Genomic DNA, 22,791 nt, shown 5'->3' with positions numbered 1-22,791 from the left:
AAGAAATCCCCTGAATCGAAAGGTTCAGGGGTTTTTGCGTTTTGGTTTAGTTAGCAAAAATACAATTTTGGGGATAGTTATTTCTATTATATAGCTATCAGACCTATTGCCAAATTAACCTATTTTATTAATGAGAAAAAGTTGCACAAATGGTACAATCCACCAAATTTTATTAAAAGGATAAATATCTTAATGGCTCGAAAAAAGAAAACACGTCGAATTACTGATGTTATGCCAATACGTAAAGCTGATAAAAAACCTGAAATGCCAAAACGTTCCGGTAAAAAACTTACTCGTTATGAACTTGATGCAAAGGCTCGTGAGGATAAGAAAAAACGTAAACATAAAGGCTTAGATTCAGGTTCACGTCATAGTATGGTAGAAAATCGCTCAACGAAACCCCTTCAAGAAATCAAAGATCCTAAAATTGGGAGTAAAAAGAAAATACCTTTAGTTGTGGAATTCGTGAATAAACCGGAAAAAGGTCAAATTATTCCTGTGTTAGAAACTGTGAAAAAACAAGATCCTATGCAAGAGTTAGCGAATTTGGAAAATAACGAAATTCTTAATGAGTTATTGGATATATTGGAAGAAGGTAAAACTATTAGTAAAGCGGATCAACAGTTCGTTGATGAATGTTTGGATCGTATTGCAGAATTAATGGAAGAACTTGGTATTGAAGACGAAGAAGAAAATGAGGCTGATTTATACCGCACTTTTGAGAAAATAAATATCGAGCAATTTAGATAAAAGATGATTTGGATAATTATTTTAGGCTTACTTGGAATTTTTGTTATTGCAACTCTGTCTTGGTATGCGTTGCGTTTATTGAAGCAGTTGAAACAGCAGAGACAAGCTTTCTTACAAGCTAAAATGGAGAGAGCAACGCGATTAAAAGAAAGTATCGAAATTATTGCAAGAGCAATGAAAAGTAAGGAATGTAACCATTCTGAAGGCGTTATTCGCCTTACGATGTTGTTAATCCCTTTCGGTAAAAACCTGCAGCCTTATCCTAGCATGATGCAACTTTATGAGATAGTGCGGGATATGCCAACGCATGAGGCAAGAAAAACGCTTGAAAAAAAAGAGAGGCTGCGTCTTGATCTTAAACGTGAAAGCGCTGAAGCTAAATTTGAGCAGGATATACTGGAAGAATTACAGCAATTACTTGATGATGTGAGAAAATTTGGAGTACTTTAATGTCCGAGATTATTTGGGATGATAAACTTATACAAAAATACAATCAATCGGGTCCGCGTTATACATCATATCCTACTGCATTAGAGTTTCACGAAAATTATACTAATCAGGATTTCATTAGTGCGACGGAGCGTTATCCGGAGCGTCCCCTATCCTTGTATGTACATATTCCGTTTTGCCATCAGCTTTGCTATTTTTGTGCCTGTAACAAAGTGATTACCCGTCATCAACATAAAGCGGATATCTATCTTGATTATCTTGAGAAAGAAATAATTGCTCGTGCTCAGTTGTTTAAGCATCGGGTTGTAACCCAAATTCACTGGGGCGGTGGTACGCCAACTTATTTAAGCGAAGAGCAATCGGCACGTTTGATGGAAATGTTAAAAACGCATTTTGTAATTGCGGATAATGCGGAAATTTCTATTGAGATGGATCCCCGTAGAATTGACCTTTCAATGCTTGATCATTTACGTGCGATTGGCTTTAACAGAATGAGCATGGGGGTGCAGGATTTTAATAAAGAAGTGCAAAAAGCCGTGAATCGTGAGCAAGATGAAAACTTTATTGCCGCTTTATTAGAACGAGCCAGAGAGCTAGGATTTCAATCAACCAACCTTGACTTGATTTATGGTTTACCGTTGCAAAATGTAGAAAGCTTTATGTTTACTCTGAAAAAGGTGATTGAGTTAAATCCTGATCGTTTGAGTATTTTTAATTATGCCCATTTACCCAGCCGTGTACCCGGGCAAGCAAAAATTAAAGAAGAACAATTACCAAAGCCGGAAACTAAACTGACCATTTTACAAAAAACAATCGAAACCTTAGGGAAGGCGGGTTACCAATTTATTGGTATGGATCACTTTGCAAAGCCTTATGATGAATTGGCTATTGCACAGGAAAAAGGCGTGTTGCATCGTAATTTCCAAGGCTATACCACACAAGAAGAATGTGATCTACTTGGTTTGGGTGTTTCTTCTATCAGTTTATTAGGGGATACTTATGCGCAAAATGAAAAAGATCTCAAAGCCTATTATGCTCTAGTTGAAGAGAATGGTAATGCCTTACATAAGGGGCTTGCATTAACGAAAGAGGATTGCCTGCGCAGAGATGTGATCAAGCAATTAATTTGTAATTTTAAATTAGACTTTGAACCGATAGAGAGAGAGTATAATATCTGCTTTACAGAGCATTTTGCTGAAGATTTAATGTTGCTCCAGCCTTTAATTGAAGATGGACTAATTACTCTAACCGAGCAAGGGTTAAAAGTTTCACCTAAAGGGCGCTTGCTCATTCGGAATATTTGTTTATGTTTTGACACTTATTCTCGTGTAGCAGCAAAACGCCAACAATTCTCAAGAATTATTTAACGCTATATGCCACCTTTCGGTGGCATTCTCCTTTCTATTTATCCGTAAAAAACTTTCTTAAAATTCCTTCCAACTCTTCAAATACCTTGATAACCCTTTTAGGGGTAACGGTTTCATAAGGACGATATAAAAATAGTTGCCATTTTTGGATCTTTATTTCTGGAAATAATTGGCGTAATTCACCTGTTTGTAAATAAGGTTGGGCGATAAAATCACTCACTAAACCGACCGCACTTCCCTGTAGTACGGCTTGTAAATTACTGTAAATATTGCTGCTTTGGAAAGCAATACGATGTGGTTTAAGAATGCGTTCGTGAGTAAGTGGGAAATGCCATGGGCGGCCGGTATTTACATTAATCTGGGCAGCAAAGGGGAAACGCACTTCCAAGTCTTCAAGTGATGCTGGCTCGCCCAAACGTTCAAGCAAACTTGGCGCAGCGACTAATACATCGCCAATGTCGGCAATTTTCCGCACAATAAAGTTCGGATCGGGTTCCAATCCGATACGTAAGCCAATATCGATGCGATGACTGACGGAATCCAGCTTGGTCATATCGTCACGCCAGTCGATAATCAAGTTGGGATAAGGCGAAAGTGCGGTCAATAATTTCGCTAAAATTTCATCATTAATTCGCCAGCTTGGTGCGGTAATTCGCACAATACCGTTCATTTCTGCTTGAGATCGCTGTTTGCTTGGTATGAATAGTTTTTCGCTATCGGCTAATAATTGTTGTGCCTGCGGCAAAAATTGCTCACCAAAATCCGTTAAATGCACTTGTCGGGTGTTGCGTTGAAATAGGGATTCGCCCAAATAATCCTCCAACTCTGCAATCAATCTTGTTACCACAGGTGGCGATATTGCAAGACGATTAGCGGTTTCTTTAAATTGTAAGGTTTCAGCGAGAGAGCAAAAAACTTTTAGCGTTTCAAAGCGATTGTTCATTTGATTATTCTTATTTTAGAAATTGTGAAATCCATTTTTGCAAATTAATCATAAATAGTCTATTCCTTATGATAGGTTCTATCAGCGAAATATGGCAGCTTATTTATTATGCGTTATTCTACTCCACTTAACGCGCATTGCTTCCTTTATTACCAATAGAGAAAAATATGATGACACAAAATAAATTTCTTATTCCCATTCTTGCCCTCGGTGTATTTGGTATTTTAAATACGGAAATGGGGGTGGTAGGTATCATTCCGATTATTGCAGAACGTTTTCAAGTTAGTGTGCCGGATGCAGCTTGGATGGTAAGTTTATTCGCCTTAGTTGTGGCATTTTCTGCGCCAATTACCCCTTTATTATTCTCCAAAATCAACCGAAAAACGGCAATGGTATTGGCACTAAGTGTGTTTGTATTAAGTAATCTTGTCTCAATTTTTGTAGAAAGTTATGCTGTGCAGCTGATTGCCCGTGCCGTTCCGGCATTTTTCCATCCTGTCTATGTCACGATTGCCTTTACGGTAGCCGCCATGTCTGTTGTGAAAGAGGAAGCACCGAAAGCTGTATCAAAAGTCTTTGTTGGCGTGTCGGCAGGGATGGTATTAGGCGTACCCATGACTAGCTTTATTGCTGATAGTTTAAGTTTTCAAGCGGCGATGATCTTTTTTGCCAGCGTGAATATTATCGTGTTATTCGCCACATTAAAATTTGTCCCCTCTTTGCCTGTCGCACAAAATCTTACCTACGGAGACCAGTTTAACGTGTTGAAAAAGCCAATTTTATGGATTTCTATCCTGTCAGCCATTTTAATGAATGCGGTTATGTTTGGATTTTACAGTTATCTTTCTGATTATTTACAATCCGTTACGCAAGTTTCTTTTAAAATTATCAGTATTTTGTTATTTGTTTATGGTATGACAAATATCCTTGGCAACATTTTAGCGGGAAAAATGCTCGCCAAAACACCACAAACCACATTAAAAATAATACCGCTAATTTTGACCGCACTTTATGTTGCATTATTTATCAGTGGCGAAAGCCTTATCGTCGTCGCCATCATCTTGTTCGCCTTAGGCATGATTGTCGGCATTGCCAATAACGGTAACCAATATTTAGTCAGCTCCGCCGCCCCTGAAGCACCAGAATTTGCCAACGGATTATTTCTCACTGCCGCCAACCTTGGCACGACTTTAGGCACATTTATCTGCGGATTATTTATCGCAGGCTGGGATAATCAAGCTTCAGTATTGGGGGCTATCATGTTTGCCCTACTTGGTTTTGTAGGGATTTGGATTCGCAATCGGGTTTATCAAGGGATGTTGGTAAAAGTTTAGTTATTATTCCATTTTTAGAAATTGTAAAATTCATTTTTACAAATTAACAGAAATAAAGTGAGCTTTTATAATAAGTGCCGTAAACAAAATTTGTGCAATTTCCGTGCGATTTTTTGCAAATTTATTCATTTAATTTTTTATAGGAAAACAAAATGGTAAAAAAAATCTTAAAAACGACCGCACTTGCGGCAGCACTTTCAGCGACTTTCGCAATCACAGCGATGGCGGATGTTAATGTTACACCAATGAAAGGGGTACAAACGATGCAATTAGAAAATAAATGGGACAAAACGTTCAAACAATCCGACAAAGTGGAATATCATAAAGTAACCTTTAAAAACCGTTATGGCTTTACCCTTGTCGGCGATTTGTATGTACCGAAAAATGCAAAAGGTAAACTGCCGGCTATTGCAGTGAGCGGGCCATTTGGTGCAGTGAAAGAGCAAACATCGGGCATTTATGCACAAACCTTGGCGGAGCGCGGTTTTGTTACGCTTGCTTTTGACGGTTCATATACCGGCGAAAGTTCGGGCGAGCCACGCAATATTGCCAGCCCTGAAATCGCCACGGAAGATTTTAGTGCGGCAGTGGATTTCTTAGGTTTGCAAGATTTTGTTAATCGTGATGAAATCGGGATTTTAGGTATCTGCGGTTGGGGTGGTTTTGCCTTGAATGCGGCATTATCCGATACCCGTGTCAAAGCGGTAGCGGTCAGCACAATGTATGATATGACCAAAGTAATGGGCAACGGATACGAAATCGACTTTACGCCAAATGCCAACGGTACTTACGATAGAAAACCGGCGATTGATGCAGATACTCGCTATAAAATGAAAGAAGCAATGAATATGCAGCGTTGGGCGGATGCAGAAAAAGGAGAACCTGAACATACAGCGGCAAACGAGCATTTACCGGCGCCGGAAACGCACACTGCTGATACGCCTAAATTTGTGAAAGAATATGCGGATTATTACAAAACGCCACGCGGCTATCACCCTCGCTCGGTCAATTCAAATACGGGTTGGTCTAAAACTACACCGCTTGCGTTTATCAATATGCCGATTTTACAACGTGCCGCAGAAATGCGTACGCCGGCGTTAGTGGTTCACGGTGAGAAAGCACACTCGCGTTATTTTGGCGAAGAAGCGTTTCAATCCCTTGGTTCAAAAAATAAAGAGTTGTACATTGTACCGGATGCGACTCACGTTGATTTATACGATAACCAAGCAAATAAAATTCCTTACGATAAATTTGAACAATTTTTCAGAGCAAATTTAAAATAATCTCTGAGATAAAATTAAAGGCCGTTCAAAAGAGCGGTCATTTTTTAGCGAGATTTTATCAATGAAAGCCTTAATCACTGTTTTACTTGGCTTAACCAGCCTATATGTCGGAGCACAAATGAAAGTAAAAGTCAGCCTTGATAGCGGTGTTTATTCCGCCACCCTAGCCGATAATCCAACCAGCCAAAGTTTTTGGCAAAAATTACCCATTGAATCTAAACTGGATAGCTATGGACATAATGAAAAAGTCGTTTATGTGAACGATAAACTCAGTACTGAAAATGCCCCTGCTGCCTATACAGGCAAAGCCGGGGATATTACCTATTATGCTCCTTGGGGAAACATTGCTATGTTTCTCGATAAAGGACCTCATGCACCGGGGTTAATTTACATGGGGAAATTTGATGGTGATTTGACCGCACTTTCCCGCTCAACGCGTATTAAATTTGAACAAGAAGAATGAATCAACAAGCTATTATTAATTGCTGTTGTGCCGGTTTTATCTGATTCGTTTAGATTTTCAATACACCATTGAGTGGGAGTTATAAAAAGTGCGGTCATTTTTAACCGCACTTTCAACCATTGATCGCCACAAATTACGCTTCAATACCTTCAAACAATGCTGTACTTAGGTAACGCTCAGAGGCAGAGGGGAGTACGGCGACAATGAGTTTATCTTTAAATTCAGGTAATTTTGCAATGCGATCAGCGGCGGCAACCGCTGCACCGGAGGAAATACCGGCTAAAATGCCTTCCTCAGCCATTAAGCGACGAGCTGTCGCAATGGCAGTCTCGCTGTCCACGGTTTCTACACGATCAACTAATGATAAGTCTAAGTTTTTCGGGATGAATCCTGCACCGATACCTTGGATTTTGTGAGGAGCAGGTTTCAATTCTTCCCCGGCTAAAGTTTGGCTAATCACCGGTGATTCGGCCGGTTCTACCACGACAGAAGTAATTGTCTTACCGAAATCTAATTTAATCGCACGTGAAACGCCGGTAATCGTACCGCCTGTACCGACCCCTGCAACAACGACATCCACTTTACCTTCCGTATCCTGCCAAATTTCCGTGCCGGTTGTTTCTCGGTGAATTTGTGGATTAGCCGGATTTTCAAATTGTTTTAGCATGACATAACGGTTTGGATCGGAAGCTACGATTTCTTCGGCTTTGGCAATCGCTCCTTTCATTCCTTTTGCCCCTTCGGTCAATACAAGATTTACACCTAATCCGCGTAATAAACGTTTACGTTCCAAACTCATGGTTTCCGGCATGGTGAGGGTGATTTTATAACCGCGTGCGGCTGCTACATAGGCGAGCGCAATTCCGGTATTACCGCTGGTGGCATCAACAATTTCTTTTCCTTTGGTGAGAATACCGTCTTTTTCTGCTTGCCACACCATGTTAGCGCCAATACGGCATTTCACACTGAAACTTGGGTTTCGACCTTCAATTTTTACTACGATATTACCTTGACCGAAGTGCTTTAATCGTACGAGCGGTGTGTTGCCGATAGTGTAAGAGTTGTCTGTATAAATTGTCATATTTACTCCCTATGAACCTGTTTTGAGATTATTAGTAGCGTAGTTATAGCATTGCTAGTTTTATTCAAAAAATAGTTATTTGATCTATTTTATAACCAAACGCTATTTTACAATCTGATTGTTATTTGTGCGAATATCGGTACTATTACTGCGAGTCACCATGTTTGTAGAAGGATTGCCACGGCGATAATTAAAATTCATATCAAAGCGTAACCGATCACGATAATTTTCTACCCACATTACCGTTGCACCACATACGGCAACGGGAATAATCACTAAATTCACCACAGGTAAAAAGGTGCAACAAGTCACCAAGCCACCGAACGTGAGGCTTTGTGGGCGTTGTTCGCCTAAAGCATTTTTCATTACATTAAAAGAGATTTTATGATTGTCGAAAGGATAGTCGCAATATTGAATTGCCATCATCCATGCGGTAAATAAAAAGGTTAAAACCGGCACGATGGTTTGCCCCACAAGAGGGATAAAACTGAGCAAGAATAAGCCGATAATTTTAGGCAGGCTATACCACAATTTCTGCCACTCTCGGCGTAGCATACGTGGTACATCTTTCATTACATCTAACCAGTTATCATCATTAATCGCTTCTCCCGTCAGCATTTTTTCCAATTTCTCTGCCAGTAACCCGTTAAAGGGGGCAGCAATAAAACCGGAAAGCGTGGTAAACATAAAATAAAATAATAACAAAATCATACCGATAGAAAGTACGAGTAAAATAACGCTTAGAAAATTAAGCCAATCCGGTACGAAAGTCATCATCCAATCGATCATCGAGCTAATTTGTGAAACCAGTAACCAAAGTAAACCGGTCAGTAAAACGATATTGAGTAAAATAGGCATTATGACGAAACGGCGTAGCCCTTTTTGTGTAATAAAATGCCATCCCATCACAAAATAATGGAATCCCGATTTGATTTCTTGTTGATTAATCATTGTTTTTCCTTTTGATGTATCAATAAGCTCAAGAAGAGCGGTTGATTTTGACCATATTTTTGGCGTTAAATTCCCGATGTGTTCTGTTTTTTCACCCCTTAAAATATGGTAGCATTAGTTCAGTTTTATTGCCTGTAAGGAGCAAAAATGGATCTGAATACAATTTTGATTATTTTAGGGGTGTTGGCACTCATTGCCCTTGTTGCACACGGATTATGGTCAAATCACCGTGAGAAATCAAAGTATTTTAAAAACTCGGCAACATTTAATCGCACTTTTACTCAAGAACAGCATGATCAAGAGCAACAAACATTATCAGAATCGGTGATTCAAGATACGCCTTCCGAGGTGGCTCAAAAGGTGCAGCAACAATCCTTTGAACAACCGCAATCAACATCATCGGTGGATTACCGTGAAACCGAGCGCACGGTCGATGATATTAAAATTTCCATTCCAAATATTGAACCGACACCTGAACCTGTTCGTGTGGAATATGAGATGAAGCCGGCTGCGTCTAAGCAAAATCCTGCAAATATGACGATTGAACAGTTGGAAACGCAAGCTCAAACCAATGGCTTTGAAGGGATTAATTCTTCTTCGCCTGAATTGCGAGAACAGCTTTCGCAAATGTCATTGGGGGAATTAGATGAGGTAGCATCCACCGTGCATTTTAATGAAGCACGAACACAAGAGGTAAACACGGAAAAACAAACCTCCGGTTATATTCAACTTTATATTGTTTCGCCACAGTATCGTGAATTTAACGGTTTAAGATTGATACAATTCCTTGAAAACTTGGGCTTTATTTTTGGTGATCACAATATGTATCACCGCCATTTTGATTTAAGTGTGGCAAGTCCAACGTTATTCAGCGTAGCAAATTTACAGGACGATGGTGGTTTTAACCCATACAACACGGAATTTAGCACCATTGGCATAGTACTATTTATGAAATTGCCTTCTCCGGGTAGCGATCTCGCCAATCTCAAATTAATGATCCGTGCGGCTAAAACTCTTGCAGAAGATTTAGGCGGAACGGTACTTACCGAAGATGAGCAAATTTTTGATGATTACCAAGAGCAACGTTACCTTGCGCGTGTATAAAACAGATTTATTTTCTACCGCACTTTTCATTCGGGCGAACATCGGGTTCGCCTTTATTGTGTAAAGTGTTAGAAAGTGCGGTTATTTTTCACCGAGATTTTTTATGACTGACATTCAAACCCAGATTAACAATTTACGAAAAAAACTGCGTCAATATGAATATGAATATCACGTTTTGGATAATCCAAGCGTGCCGGATAGTGAATATGATCGCCTTTTTCATCAGCTCAAAGCCTTAGAATTGGAACATCCCGAATGGGTTACCGCCGATTCTCCAACTCAGCGGGTTGGGGCAAAACCGCTTTCTGCTTTTCGCCAAATTCGCCATGAAATTCCAATGTTGTCTTTGGATAATGCTTTTTCCGATGAAGAATTTTACGCTTTTGTAAAGCGTATTGAAGAACGATTGGGAAAATCTTCTTCACCTTTGACATTCTGTGCAGAACCCAAACTCGATGGACTTGCTGTGAGCATTTTATATGTGAATGGCGTACTCACTCAAGCCGCAACCCGTGGCGATGGCACAACAGGTGAGGATATTACATTGAATATTCGCACCGTTCGTAATATCCCTTTACAATTACTCACAGAAAATCCGCCGGAGCGTTTAGAAGTACGGGGTGAGGTATTTATGCCCCATGAAGGCTTTGAACGTTTGAACGAATACACCCTCGAACACGGCGAGAAAACCTTTGCCAATCCACGTAATGCCGCAGCGGGATCGTTGCGCCAACTTGATCCGAAAATCACCAGTAAGCGTCCACTTGTATTGAATGCTTATAGTGTTGGCATTGCAGAAGGTGTGGATTTACCTTCTACCCATTATGAGCGTTTACAATGGCTAAAATCTATCGGTATTCCGGTAAATCCGGAAATCCGTCTTTGCCATGATGTTGAAGAGGTGTTGGCGTTTTATCACGCTATGCAAAATAAACGTAGCAAGCTTGGCTATGATATTGACGGCACCGTGTTAAAAATTAATGATATTGCCCTGCAAAATGAACTGGGTTTTATTTCCAAAGCCCCCCGTTGGGCGATCGCCTATAAATTCCCTGCACAAGAAGAATTAACGGTATTAAATGATGTGGAATTCCAAGTGGGACGCACAGGTGCCATTACACCGGTGGCAAAACTTGAACCGGTATTTGTCGCAGGGGTGACGGTAAGTAACGCCACCTTACACAATGGTGATGAAATTGCACGTTTGGATATTGCCATTGGTGATACAGTGATTGTTCGCCGTGCCGGCGATGTGATTCCACAAATTATTGGTGTTTTGCGTGAACGCCGTCCTGAAAATGCCAAACCGATTGTTTTCCCGACAAATTGCCCGGTGTGTGATTCGCAGATCATTCGTATTGAAGGTGAAGCCGTGGCGCGTTGTACCGGCGGATTATTTTGTGAAGCACAACGAAAGGAAGCCTTAAAACATTTTGTTTCACGTAAAGCCATGGATATTGACGGCGTAGGCGGAAAATTGATTGAGCAGCTTGTTGATCGTGAATTGATTCATACTCCGGCGGATTTATTCAAACTTGATCTTACGACGCTAACTCGTTTGGAGCGTATGGGAAAAAAATCAGCGGAAAATGCCTTAAACAGCCTCGAAAAAGCCAAACATACCACTCTTGCCCGCTTTATTTTTGCTTTGGGGATTCGTGAAGTGGGCGAAGCCACAGCATTAAATTTAGCCAATCATTTTAAAACCCTTGAAGCTTTGCAAAACGCCGATTTTGAACAGCTCCAACAAGTGCCGGATGTGGGGGAAGTGGTGGCTAACCGCATTTTAGCATTCTGGCGTGAACCCCATAATGTCGAAGTAGTGAAAGATCTGCTTGTACAAGGGGTACATTGGGAAACGGTGGAAATCAAAGAAGTGAAAGATAATCCATTCAAAGGTAAAACCATCGTCCTCACCGGCACACTCACCCAAATGGGACGTAACGAAGCGAAAGCCTTATTACAAGAAATGGGCGCAAAAGTCAGCGGATCGGTTTCTGCTAAAACGGACTTCGTTATCGCCGGCGACGCGGCAGGATCAAAACTGACAAAAGCGCAGGAATTAGGCGTATCGATACTGACGGAAGGGGAATTTCTGGCACAGATTTAGTGCTTAATCGAGAAAATTTAGCTTTAAATTTTTACTTAAAAAAAACGCCTCAAAAAATCACCGCACTTTGTACTGACTGATAGTGAAGTGCGGTTGGTTTTGTCGTTATTTTTTAATAACTTGTTTTACGTCAATTTCCGTGTTGTTCCATTCTTTATCCACTTTACCAATGATTTGGATCCGATCTTGAGGATTCACGGTGACGCCATTCCACGCTTTTTTATCGATTTCAATTTGAATTTCTTGACCGCTGCTGTCTTTAAAAATGAAGTCTTTTTTACCCAATTGTTTTACAATTTTCCCTTCTAAACGAGCGGGCGTGTCATCGTTGGCTTTTAGTGCATCGGAAACGGTTTTAACAATCGTATTTTCATCAACGAAACCTTGCATCTGTGATGCGTTGTTGTTAAATCCTTGCGCTAAGGCTGTGCCGTAAACGGCGATTGAGGATAATGCGATAGTGGTGACGGTAAGTAATTTTTTCATAGTTTGTTCTCCTAAATAGAATAATTATCAAATTGAGTGAAAGAATTGCTTTCGAGCGTATTAAATCATTTAAATATTAATCTTTTCTTAAGACACTCAATATTTATTGAGTATCGAATGCTTGTTTGCCTTTCGATGGTTGTATTAAAACAAAGAAATCTTAAGCAAAGGTTAAGGGAAGTAAAAATTTTTGAAAATGAAAAAACATGCCGATTTATCCATTAAAGTGCGGTTAATTTTGCGAATGTTTTAGATTTTTATAAAATTTTCTTGACCCCGTACTCACTACGGACTTTACACTCACACCAAATTAATTGGAAGGGGCATATCATGGAACATATTGTTGTAAAGGAAGAGCTACATAGTAAACATCAACATTCTCATACTCCGAAAGATAAAAAAATTCTAACTATCAGTTTGTTGATTATCACGAGTTATATGGTGGTGGAATTTTTAGGCGGTTATTTTTTCAATAGTCTTGCTTTAATGGCGGATGCCGGTCATATGGCGAATGACAGTTTGTCGCTTGGGTTAGCGTTAATCGCACTCTTTTTAAGTGTGAAATGGCAAAAATGGTTTGCATTGTTAAATGGTGTTTCTTTAATTGGCGTGGCGATTTGGATTTTATTGGAAGCCGTAGAGCGTTGGTTGACACCGATAGAAATGGTGGCATTACCTATGTTGAGCGTGGCGATAGTTGGGCTTTTAGTGAATATTTTAGTGGCATGGATAATGCTTAGAAGTGATCAGGATAATTTGAATATCCGAGCGGCTTATTTGCATGTATTGGCTGATTTATTCGGTTCGGTGGTTGCAATTTTGGCAGGGTTAAGTGCATATTTGCTAAATTGGCAGTGGGTTGATGTGGTGGCGAGTGTCTTGTTGAGTTTATTGGTATTACGCAGTGGTGTATCCATAGTGTGGCAGGCATTCAAAGCGTTACGTGATAATTCCGAGAGTTTTTCAATGGAAAAGCATGAGCACTAGATAGTATTCTGCTACAACTCAACAAAAGTGAATTGAGGAAAATAATGAAAGTCAATGAGTTAAGCCTTCGTACCGGAGTGAATCTTGAGACGATTCGTTATTACGAAAAACAAGGAATTTTGCCTGAACCTAAGCGGGCGGCAAACGGCTATCGTTACTATGATGAGGATAGCATTGCGTTGCTAAACTTCATTAAAAAATGTCGCACTTTAGGTTTTTCTCTAGAAGATATTCGCGGGCTGAACCGTTTGAAATTAGGCTTAGCCGATCATTATCAGGCTGATCAAATGGTGTTAAAACAACTTGCGCAAGTGGAGGAAAAAATTATCCAGTTATTGGAAATTAAAACCTTTTTGCAATCCATTGCGATAAAAGAAGCACATAGCGAGGCAGAGTGTAAGGCAATGGCAGGGTTGGAGGGAAAACTCGATTTTTGATGGAGCTGTTCAATGTAAAAAAGGAAACCGCATTATGTTGGGTTTCCTTTTTTAAAGGATAAAAAATCTATGAAAAATTATTCACAAACTCGCTTACTCGTTTGTTCACCCCCCTATCGGGGTCATTGGCAAAACCAACATTCAAAAAATGTTGTTTTTTGTGACCGCACTTTATCCTGCAACTGCCGGTAAACAGCCCGCTTGAATTAAGAATGGGATCAGCATAATTACGATACCTATAATTAGTGCGACGGTTAATGCAATATTTCCGCCCATCACCCGATAAGGGAGATTAGGGTTAGCTTGACGGGTTCGCCATGCTAAACCGATAGGTAAAATCAAGCAATAAAAAGCACATAATAAACCGGCATAACTTAAGGCGGATATAAAGCCCTCAGGGTAAAATAACGCAAATATCAATGGAGGGGTAAATGCGGTCACTGTCAGCGAAATACGGTTATGCGGCAAACGATAACGTTTGAATAAATCGCCTAATCCTTCAAAAACGCCAAGCATTACGCCAAGAAAAGAGGTGATTAGCGCGAGTGCGGAAAAAATACGTACCATTTCTCCCATCATATTTGATCCCGTGATTTCACGCACGGCATTGACTAAACCGTTTAAGGTCGGATCGGCTTGTAAGATCCGTACAAATTCACTTTGGGTCAATACGCCGTGGGTGGCGAGTTGCCATACTAAATAGGCAAAGAGCGGGATTGCCGTGCCGACCAAAATCGCTTTTCTGAATTGCCGGACATCGCCGTCCAAATAACTGTTTACACTTGCCATAATGACGTGGAAACCGAAAGAGGTGAAAAAAATTGGCGCCGCAGAAATTACAAAGGCATAGTTGAGGGGAAGAGCCATGAGATTATCCGTTGCCGCTTTCGGTAGCATCATAAACAACACAAAAGCAAAGGCGAGTAATTTACCGATAAATAGTAGGCGTGTGATTCCATCAACCCCTTTTGTACCGATTACGACAAAAGAACCCAGTACGACGGTGAAAAGAACGATCGCCGTTTTTAGTGACATGGCTTCCATACCAAATGCGGTAGGCAAGCCCGAAAGTAAAGAACCGCCGCCGGTGATATAGGCTGCCGAAAGTGCATAGAGCAAAATCAATAAACTTAGAGTCGCGAGAATACGTCCCGGTACGCCAAAATATTTTTCTGCCAATGTTGCTACGCCATCATTAAGTTGATCTGCGGTTTGGTAAACTTCGACAAATAGCAATCCGCTATAAACAAGTAAGGTCCAAAGCCCTATAAGTAATAACACCGTATAACCGAAGCCCATTCCTGCCGATGTCAACGGCATGGCAAGCATTCCTGCGCCAATAGTTGTTCCGGCGATAATTAAAGCACTCCCGAAAGTTTTATTTTTTAGCATAACACTGACCTTATATTTCTATGTTGTTGTGTTTGAAAATTACGTTAAAAACTTAGTTAAATTTGACCGCACTTTTCTTTGTAATGATAGCGGCAAACGGAAAGGTAGCTGTCATTTCCGCCAATTTGGATTTGTTCACCTTCTTTGACGACTTCACCGTTTTCAGTGAGACGAAGGACAAAGTTCGCTTTACGTCCACAATAACAAATGGTTTTAAGTTCTTCCAATTGATCTGCCCAAGCGAGTAAGTATTTACTGCCTTCAAAAAGTTCTGCTTGGAAATCGGTACGCAGACCGTAACATAATGTAGGAATATTAAGTTTATCGACGACATCGCTGAGTTGATAAACTTGCTGTTTGGTGAGAAATTGTGCTTCATCGACTAACACACAATGTATTTTTTCTTGTTGTAAGTGCCGGCTAATTTCATTAAATAAATTAGTGTTTGCATTGAACAATCGGGCATCTTGGCTAATTCCAATACGAGAGGTAACTTTTCCCACACCAAAACGATCATCAATGGCTGCGGTGTAAACTAACGTGTTCATATTGCGTTCGCGATAGTTGTAAGAGGATTGCAGTAAGGTTGTCGATTTACCGGCATTCATAGTGGAATAATAAAAATACAATTTTGCCATTATTTAATGATCCATTTCCAAATGTGATAAACCATAAAACCGGCAAAAGGGGGCAATGCGGAGAGCAAAAAGACTCCGTAGGTCGTGCCGCCTCCCACCTGCTGACTGACTAGAGTAAGGAGATTAACCATTTCATCACTTGATGTGGTAAAAACCCATACGCCGATTATGACTAATACGGTAAAGCAAGCAATACCTGCGGCACGCATAGCTCGGAATTTAATATCGTTCATGTTTGTTCCCTAAATTGTTGAGAGTTCTGTCATAGGCCAGCGAGGTTTAACTTCTATCTCTAATTCGTCGTGCTGACCTTGTTTTAAACGTAAAAAACCGGTGTAGGCAATCATTGCACCATTATCAGTACAGAATTGAGGTTGAGGATAAAACACTTCACCTTTTAAATCTTTCATCATTTCAGCCAACGTTTCACGCAATTTTTTGTTTGCACTTACACCACCGGCGATAACTAAACGGTGATAACCGGTTTCCTTTAAGGCGCGTTTGCATTTTATCGCCAATGTATCGATAACCGCATCTTGAAAGGCATGGGCAATATCCGCTTTGGTTTGGTCCGTTAATTCGCCTTCTTCTTTAATGGCTTGATTTACTGTATTGGCAGCAAAAGTTTTTAAACCGGAAAAGCTAAAATCCAACCCCGGGCGATCCGTCATTGGGCGTGGAAAAGTAAAGCGGGTTGGCGATCCTTTTTCGGCTAAGCGAGATAATGCGGCTCCACCAGGGTAATCTAAACCAAGTAATTTAGCGGTTTTATCAAAGGCCTCACCCGCTGCGTCGTCAATCGATTCACCAATGACATTGTACTCTCCCACACCTTTTACTTGTACTAATTGGGTATGTCCGCCCGAAACTAACAAAGCAATAAACGGAAAGCGCGGTCGATTTTCGTCTAACATCGGTGCAAGTAAATGACCTTCCATGTGATGTACCCCGATTGCCGGCACATTCCATGCATAAGCAAGGGCTCGGGCAATAGTAGAGCCTACCAATAATGCTCCCACAAGCCCCGGTCCACTGGTGTAAGCTACGCCATCAATTTGGTCGGCGGTTAAGTTTGCTTCAGCTAGGGCTGCTTGAATTAATGGTGTCGTTTTTCGGATATGATCGCGTGAGGCGAGCTCCGGCACTACACCGCCATAATCTGCGTGAAGTGCAATTTGTGTATAAAGTTGATTTGCAACTAAACCTTTTTCTTCATCATAAATTGCTACACCCGTTTCATCACAGGAGGTTTCAATTCCCAAGATTCTCATTGATTTTCTTAATTTACTTTCTAAAATGAGGCGTGATTTTACCTTGTTTAGCTGTTTTTAGCCAGTTGAAACCGCCAAATTCGATGAGGTTGAGTATTCTCCTCTTTACTTTTGCCCCAAAAGTAGATTAGAATTGCGACCTTTATTAAATTTGTCGCACTTGCGACAGAAATAAAATTTAAAATTGCAATTAAATTAAACTCATTGAGGTGATTGGCTTATGCCTGTAATTAAAGTACGTGAAAACGAATCATTTGACGTAGCTTTACGTCGTTTCAAACGCTCTTGCGAAAAAGCGGGTATCCTAGCGGAAGTTCGCGCTCGTGAATTCTACGAAAAACCAACGACAGTTCGTAAACGTGAAAAAGCAACTCTTGCTAAACGTCACGCTAAACGTAATGCTCGTGAAAATGCGCGCAGCACCCGTTTATACTAATTTATAGTATTTTTAACTCGAGTTAACGCAAACCGTGATTCCTTTGGCATCACGGTTTTGTTACTTTCAAATGACGTAAAAAATATCAAAAAAATTAACCGCACTTTCACATCATATTCAAGGAGGCAGAGGCGATGAAAGGCTTAATTCCACGCCCGTTTATTGATGATTTGCTGACAAAATCCAATATTATTGATGTGATTAATTCCCGTATAAAGCTTAAGAAAGCCGGACGGGACTACCAAGCTTGTTGCCCTTTCCACCACGAAAAAACGCCGTCTTTTACGGTGAGTGAAAAAAAACAGTTTTACCATTGCTTCGGCTGTGGTGCTCACGGTAATGTGATTTCCTTTTTGATGGATTATGATAAATTGGAATTTGTCGAAGCCATTGAAGAGCTTGCGGCAATGGCCGGGTTGGAAGTACCTTATGAAAAACGGAGTCATTCGGCCGGTCAACGACCACAAGCAAACTATCAAACCAAACGTAATTTATATGAATTAATGCAAGAAATTGCTAAATTCTATCAAACGCAGTTACCCTTGAATATTCCGGCACAAAGCTATCTACAACAGCGTGGGCTTTCAGCCGAAGTGATTGAGCGATTTCAAATCGGTTTTGTACCGAATGTGATGGATAGTGTTCTACGCAAGTTTGCGGTAAACCGTGAAGAACAGCAAAAATTGCTCGATCTTGGTATGCTTTCACGCAATGATCGTGGTAATGTGTATGATAAATTCCGTAATCGGATTATGTTTCCTATTCGGGATAAACGTGGGCGTACGGTAGCATTTGGTGGGCGAGTTTTGGGTGATGAGAAGCCCAAATATCTAAATTCACCGGAAACCATCACTTATCATAAAGGTAGTGAACTTTATGGTTTATATGAAGCACTACAAATGAACGATGAACCGCAAAAATTGTTGGTCGTTGAAGGCTATATGGATGTTGTGGCGTTAGCTCAGTTTGGTGTGGATTATGCGGTTGCCTCTCTCGGTACTTCGACAACATCGGAACAAATTCAGCTGCTTTTTCGATCCACAGAACAGATAATCTGTTGTTATGATGGCGACAGAGCCGGGCGAGATGCGGCGTGGCGTGCATTGGAAAATGCTTTACCTTATTTAGAAGACGGGCGACAAATTAAATTTATTTTTTTGCCGGATGGTGAAGATCCGGATACCTACATTCGTCAATACGGTAAAGCAAAATTTGAAGAATATATCGAAAGTGCGCAATCACTCACAGAATTTTTGTTCGCCCACTTAAATCCGCAAGTGGATTTTTCTACTAAAGAGGGACGGAGTAAGTTAGTAGCACTTGCCGTACCATTGATTAGACAAATTCCGGGTGATGCATTGCGCCTGTCTTTACGTAATACGTTGGCTCAAAAATTAGGGATTTTTGACGAATCACAACTGGAAAGTCTAATTCCTAAACAAGTGGAAAACCATAGGGCAACGAGTGCTGACTTGCAGCCCAAAATGAAACAAACACCAATGCGTGTGCTAATTTCGCTTTTATTGCAAAATACGCATTTGGTTAATCGTATTACCGAATCAGGTCTTGTTGCACTGCGCGCGGAAGCCGGCTACGATTTACTGGAAAAATTGACCGCACTTTGTCGAAAACGGGAAGGTATTACAATTGGGCAAATTTTGGAATATTTCCGTGATACGGAATATAGCCGTCCCCTTGAAATTTTGGCAACTTGGGAGCATTTACTAGACGATACGGAAATTATTAATGCTTTTTCACAAAATTATCGCCGTTTAAACATTCAGGCTATTGAGCGGAATATTGAAATGCTCATTGCTAAAGAACGATCTGAAGGATTAACTGAACAGGAAAGACAATTGCTCGTCACACTACTTACAAGTAAAGAAGAACAGAAAAAACAGTTAGTTAATCCTCAGTAACAATGATAGAATCCTTCGCTTAAGCAAGCGAAAAATGCATCCATAAAATAATGCGACACGGGTATGAAAATGGAACAAAACCAACAATCTACTGCTGAACAATATTCAGAGCAAATTGAACAACTGATGGAATTAGGTCGTACGCAAGGCTATTTAACCTATGCGGAAATTAATGACTTATTGCCGGAAGATGTGATTGACCCAGAATATTACGATAAATTACTCCAAACCTTGCAAAATGATGCAGGTATTCCGGTGTTGGATGAACCGCCGGAAAGTGATGACATGATCTTAAACGATACTATCCCGGATGAAGACGCGGTGGAAGAAGCCACACAAATTTTATCGAATGTGGAATCTGAAATTGGTCGTACAACCGATCCTGTCCGTATGTATATGCGGGAAATGGGGACGGTAGATTTGCTGACCCGTGAAGATGAAATTAGTATTGCTAAACGCATTGAAGAAGGTATTGATGAAGTTCAAACTTCAATCGCCGCTTATCCGGAAGCGCTTTCGGATTTATTGGCTCAATATGATCAAGTGGAAGACGGACACGTTCGTCTTGCGGATCTTATTACCGGTTTTGTCGATCCGAATGCGACCGAAGAGGATACTCCGGAACTATCTGAAGATTTTGATGAAGACGAAGAAGACTATGATACCAACACTGATGTGGATGATAGTGAAGAGGAAGAAGATGAAGGGGATTCTGCTTCAGATAAAAGCGATTCGGATAACAGCATTGACCCTGAAGTTGCCCGTGAAAAATTTACCGCATTAAAAGAACAGCACATAAAAACGCTTGCGGCAATTACCAAATATGGTCGTAATCATAAAAAGGCACAGGAGCAAGTGCTTATACTTGCTGAAATTTTTAAACAATTCCGTCTTGTCCCGAAACAATTCGATCAGCTTGTCTTATCGATAAAAAATATCATGAAACGTGTGCGTACCGAAGAACGCCAATTACAAAAAGTGCTGGTCGATATTGCAGGTATGCCAAAAGATGAATTTGAGACCGTTATTACTAAATTCGGGAGCAATGATGCGTGGTTGGATAAAGCGTTGAAATCATCTAAACCATGGGCAAAACGGTTAACAAAATATGAAGATCGTGTACGCCAGGCTCTTGCGAATTTGGGGGCATTTGAAGAAAATTCAAAATTGACTGTTCAACAGATGCGTACAATTTGTGATGCGGTGGCTCGTGGTGAACAGAAGGCACGCCGTGCGAAAAAAGAAATGGTAGAGGCGAATCTACGTTTGGTAATCTCTATCGCTAAAAAATATACTAACCGTGGCTTACAATTTTTGGATTTAATTCAAGAAGGTAATATTGGTTTGATGAAAGCGGTGGATAAATTTGAATATCGTCGTGGTTACAAATTTTCTACTTATGCAACTTGGTGGATCCGTCAAGCGATTACACGTTCCATTGCGGATCAGGCTCGTACTATTCGTATTCCGGTTCATATGATTGAAACAATCAACAAGCTCAACCGTATTTCTCGCCAAATGTTGCAAGAAATGGGACGTGAAGCAACACCGGAAGAATTGGCGGATCGTATGGGAATGCCGGAAGATAAAATTCGTAAGGTGTTGAAAATTGCTAAAGAACCGATTTCTATGGAAACCCCAATCGGTGATGACGATGATTCACATTTAGGTGATTTTATTGAGGATAATACCCTTGAGTCGCCGTTGGATTCTGCTACTGCACAGAGCTTGAGAGTGGCGATACAAGATGTATTGGAAGGCTTAACGCCACGTGAAGCGAAAGTATTACGTATGCGTTTCGGTATTGATATGAATACTGATCATACTCTTGAAGAAGTAGGTAAACAATTTGATGTAACACGTGAACGTATTCGTCAAATTGAAGCCAAGGCCTTGCGTAAACTGCGGCATCCAAGCCGATCAGAGATCCTGCGTAGTTTCTTAGACGCTTGGATGCATAATTAAATTATTAAATAATAAAAGGTAACCGAAAGGTTACCTTTTTTATACCGCGTAAAAAAATGACGCCCACAATAGAATTTGAGGCGTCAAATAGGGAAAAGTGCGGTCGAATTTCGCCGCGTTTTATTAACCTACAACAAAAGGCAAATAACCGGCACGGATCGCGAACGGGATAGAAGTAATCACAACACCAAGCACGAGTACGATAAGTAAGGTGAAATTGCCACCCCATACGCGGTATGGAAGCGATGGGTGGATGCGGCGTGCTTTCCATACAAGGCTGACCGGTAATACTACCGCATAGAAGGCGAACATTTGACCGGCATAGCCCAATGCCAAGATGAAACCTTCTGGATAGAATAAGGCGAAAGCAAGCGGCGGAATAAAGGTGAGTAAGCCGAGGGAAATACGCCCTGCAGAAATATTAAAAGAACGTTTTAATAGATCCTCAATACATTCTAGTAAACCTAACCCCACGCCTAAGAAAGAGGTCACTAAGGCTAAAGTTGAGAATAACTTGACCGCACTTGTGATCACATTGCTACCGGTGATGGCAAGTGTCGCTTTTACCAAACCATTTAATGTCGCATCTTCTTTTAATATCTGTAAAAATTCATTTTGTGTGAGCAAACCATGGGTAGAAAGTTGCCATAAAATATAGGCACCAAGAGTAATACTCGAACCAACTAAAATCGAAATGCGCAAAGCTTTTACATTTCCACCTAAGTATTTATTCAAACTAGGGATAGAACCGTGAAAACCGAAAGCAGTAAAAAATACCGGGCTGGCTGAAATGATCAGGGCATTGTCGATCGGCATGGCTAATAAATTATCCATCTTAATTTCCGGCAGCATCAATCCCAGTACGATCACAAAAGCGGCAAGCATCACAAAAAACAACAAGCGATTAATTTTATCAACACTATGTGTACCGATCACAATAAATGAGCCAAAAATGATTGTGAATAATAAGATACTCGCTTTATTACCAAAGCTTTCCGGTAAGAAATCGTTTAACAACGAGCCGCCACCACTCACATAGGCGGCGATTAAAGCATATAAAAAGATAATGAGTACCGCAGTAGCAACAATACGCCCAAATTTTCCGAAATATTGTTCTGCCAATGTGCCGATACCCGCATCGCTTTCAGCAGTTTGGTAAAGTTCCACAAACAATAAAGCCGTAAAAGTGAGCAATGCCCAAAGTGCTAATAGTAAAACCAGCGTGAAACTGAAACCGATTCCGGCGGAAGTTAGGGGCATTGCCAGCATTCCGGCACCAATCATTGTGCCGGAAACCAGTAACGTACTGCCAACAGTTTTGTTCATTTTTATTTCCTTAGGTGTAACTTAAAATTTACAATGATTGTATTTTAAAATTTACAACCTGTAAATATCTTATTTATAGAAATATTTTTAGAAATCAT

At 40.5% G+C, this 22,791-nt stretch carries 22 protein-coding genes; 13 read left to right on the top strand and 9 right to left on the bottom strand.

Annotation, left to right across the window (positions count from 1 at the left end):
- Positions 1-192 precede the first annotated feature (192 nt).
- The 3 genes from yihI to hemN are packed head-to-tail and all read left to right on the top strand — an operon-like array spanning position 193 to position 2,567.
- Positions 193-750: a Der GTPase-activating protein YihI gene (gene yihI / locus BKK47_RS03445; RefSeq protein WP_077493517.1), complete on the top strand. Its 558-nt coding sequence runs from the start codon at positions 193-195 to the stop codon at positions 748-750.
- 3 nt (positions 751-753) lie between these two features.
- Positions 754-1,200, top strand: coding sequence for a DUF2489 domain-containing protein (locus BKK47_RS03440; protein WP_077493516.1), 447 nt, complete (start codon positions 754-756; stop codon positions 1,198-1,200).
- The gene (gene hemN, locus BKK47_RS03435) at positions 1,200-2,567 is read left to right on the top strand and encodes an oxygen-independent coproporphyrinogen III oxidase (protein WP_077493515.1); all 1,368 of its coding nucleotides are present in this window, start codon (positions 1,200-1,202) and stop codon (positions 2,565-2,567) included. Before BKK47_RS03440 ends, hemN begins: the two co-directional genes overlap by 1 nt.
- Positions 2,568-2,601: 34 nt before the next feature.
- On the opposite strand, the gene BKK47_RS03430 is transcribed toward hemN, so the two are convergent.
- Positions 2,602-3,510 (bottom strand): LysR family transcriptional regulator, encoded by a 909-nt coding sequence (locus BKK47_RS03430; RefSeq protein ID WP_077493514.1) that lies wholly within the window; start codon positions 3,508-3,510, stop codon positions 2,602-2,604.
- Positions 3,511-3,677: 167 nt separating this feature from the next.
- Here BKK47_RS03430 and BKK47_RS03425 point away from each other — a divergent pair, with 167 nt between their 5' ends.
- The 3 genes from BKK47_RS03425 (at position 3,678) to BKK47_RS03415 (ending at position 6,590) form a co-directional block, all read left to right on the top strand.
- Positions 3,678-4,844, top strand: a complete 1,167-nt coding sequence (locus BKK47_RS03425) for an MFS transporter (protein WP_077493513.1) — start codon at positions 3,678-3,680, stop codon at positions 4,842-4,844.
- Positions 4,845-4,996: 152 nt separating this feature from the next.
- The gene (locus tag BKK47_RS03420) at positions 4,997-6,127 is read left to right on the top strand and encodes an alpha/beta hydrolase (protein ID WP_077493512.1); all 1,131 of its coding nucleotides are present in this window, start codon (positions 4,997-4,999) and stop codon (positions 6,125-6,127) included.
- A gap of 61 nt (positions 6,128-6,188) precedes the next feature.
- On the top strand, positions 6,189-6,590 hold the full coding sequence (locus BKK47_RS03415) for a cyclophilin-like fold protein (protein ID WP_244149104.1): 402 nt from the start codon (positions 6,189-6,191) through the stop codon (positions 6,588-6,590).
- Between the two features lie 133 nt (positions 6,591-6,723).
- Here the strand turns inward: BKK47_RS03415 and cysK are convergent, their stop codons facing one another.
- Positions 6,724-7,671 carry a cysteine synthase A gene (gene cysK / locus BKK47_RS03410; protein ID WP_077493511.1) on the bottom strand — a complete coding sequence of 316 codons (948 nt, stop codon included), beginning with the start codon at positions 7,669-7,671 and terminating at the stop codon, positions 6,724-6,726.
- Between the two features lie 102 nt (positions 7,672-7,773).
- Positions 7,774-8,622, bottom strand: coding sequence for a sulfate transporter CysZ (cysZ, locus tag BKK47_RS03405; protein WP_077493510.1), 849 nt, complete (start codon positions 8,620-8,622; stop codon positions 7,774-7,776).
- 147 nt (positions 8,623-8,769) lie between these two features.
- Here cysZ and zipA point away from each other — a divergent pair, with 147 nt between their 5' ends.
- Positions 8,770-9,726, top strand: coding sequence for a cell division protein ZipA (gene zipA, locus BKK47_RS03400; protein ID WP_077493509.1), 957 nt, complete (start codon positions 8,770-8,772; stop codon positions 9,724-9,726).
- A gap of 103 nt (positions 9,727-9,829) precedes the next feature.
- Positions 9,830-11,836 carry an NAD-dependent DNA ligase LigA gene (gene ligA, locus BKK47_RS03395; protein ID WP_077493508.1) on the top strand — a complete coding sequence of 669 codons (2,007 nt, stop codon included), beginning with the start codon at positions 9,830-9,832 and terminating at the stop codon, positions 11,834-11,836.
- 105 nt (positions 11,837-11,941) lie between these two features.
- Here the strand turns inward: ligA and BKK47_RS03390 are convergent, their stop codons facing one another.
- Complete coding sequence (locus BKK47_RS03390; RefSeq protein WP_077493507.1) at positions 11,942-12,322, bottom strand: YgiW/YdeI family stress tolerance OB fold protein; 381 nt, start codon at positions 12,320-12,322, stop codon at positions 11,942-11,944.
- A 330-nt stretch (positions 12,323-12,652) separates the two neighbouring features.
- Here BKK47_RS03390 and BKK47_RS03385 point away from each other — a divergent pair, with 330 nt between their 5' ends.
- On the top strand, positions 12,653-13,309 hold the full coding sequence (locus BKK47_RS03385; protein WP_077493506.1) for a cation diffusion facilitator family transporter: 657 nt from the start codon (positions 12,653-12,655) through the stop codon (positions 13,307-13,309).
- Between the two features lie 44 nt (positions 13,310-13,353).
- Complete coding sequence (locus tag BKK47_RS03380; protein ID WP_077493505.1) at positions 13,354-13,746, top strand: MerR family transcriptional regulator; 393 nt, start codon at positions 13,354-13,356, stop codon at positions 13,744-13,746.
- A gap of 171 nt (positions 13,747-13,917) precedes the next feature.
- Here BKK47_RS03380 and BKK47_RS03375 read toward each other — a convergent pair whose 3' ends face one another.
- From BKK47_RS03375 to tsaD, 4 genes are read right to left on the bottom strand one after another with little or no spacing between them, the layout of a single operon-like run.
- The gene (locus BKK47_RS03375) at positions 13,918-15,138 is read right to left on the bottom strand and encodes an aromatic amino acid transporter (RefSeq protein ID WP_077493504.1); all 1,221 of its coding nucleotides are present in this window, start codon (positions 15,136-15,138) and stop codon (positions 13,918-13,920) included.
- 56 nt (positions 15,139-15,194) lie between these two features.
- Positions 15,195-15,776, bottom strand: coding sequence for a thymidine kinase (locus BKK47_RS03370; RefSeq protein ID WP_077493503.1), 582 nt, complete (start codon positions 15,774-15,776; stop codon positions 15,195-15,197).
- The gene (locus BKK47_RS03365; protein WP_077493502.1) at positions 15,776-16,009 is read right to left on the bottom strand and encodes a hypothetical protein; all 234 of its coding nucleotides are present in this window, start codon (positions 16,007-16,009) and stop codon (positions 15,776-15,778) included. The genes BKK47_RS03370 and BKK47_RS03365 overlap by 1 nt, the downstream gene beginning before the upstream one ends.
- Positions 16,010-16,018: 9 nt before the next feature.
- Positions 16,019-17,047 carry a tRNA (adenosine(37)-N6)-threonylcarbamoyltransferase complex transferase subunit TsaD gene (gene tsaD, locus BKK47_RS03360; RefSeq protein ID WP_077493501.1) on the bottom strand — a complete coding sequence of 343 codons (1,029 nt, stop codon included), beginning with the start codon at positions 17,045-17,047 and terminating at the stop codon, positions 16,019-16,021.
- A 220-nt stretch (positions 17,048-17,267) separates the two neighbouring features.
- Here tsaD and rpsU point away from each other — a divergent pair, with 220 nt between their 5' ends.
- From rpsU to rpoD, 3 genes are all read left to right on the top strand, one after another.
- On the top strand, positions 17,268-17,483 hold the full coding sequence (gene rpsU, locus BKK47_RS03355; protein WP_077493500.1) for a 30S ribosomal protein S21: 216 nt from the start codon (positions 17,268-17,270) through the stop codon (positions 17,481-17,483).
- A gap of 134 nt (positions 17,484-17,617) precedes the next feature.
- On the top strand, positions 17,618-19,402 hold the full coding sequence (gene dnaG / locus BKK47_RS03350; protein ID WP_077493499.1) for a DNA primase: 1,785 nt from the start codon (positions 17,618-17,620) through the stop codon (positions 19,400-19,402).
- A gap of 69 nt (positions 19,403-19,471) precedes the next feature.
- Entirely contained in the window at positions 19,472-21,367 is a 1,896-nt protein-coding gene (gene rpoD / locus BKK47_RS03345) for an RNA polymerase sigma factor RpoD (RefSeq protein WP_077493498.1), read from the top strand.
- 123 nt (positions 21,368-21,490) lie between these two features.
- Here the strand turns inward: rpoD and BKK47_RS03340 are convergent, their stop codons facing one another.
- Complete coding sequence (locus BKK47_RS03340; RefSeq protein WP_077493497.1) at positions 21,491-22,693, bottom strand: aromatic amino acid transport family protein; 1,203 nt, start codon at positions 22,691-22,693, stop codon at positions 21,491-21,493.
- Between the last annotated feature and the right edge of the window lie 98 nt (positions 22,694-22,791).

The sequence above is a fragment of the Rodentibacter mrazii genome (assembly GCF_001998825.1).
GTDB classification, from domain to species: domain Bacteria; phylum Pseudomonadota; class Gammaproteobacteria; order Enterobacterales; family Pasteurellaceae; genus Rodentibacter; species Rodentibacter mrazii.
Note: the sequence above shows the minus strand (reverse complement) of the source record. Positions and strands in the feature narration are given on the sequence as shown.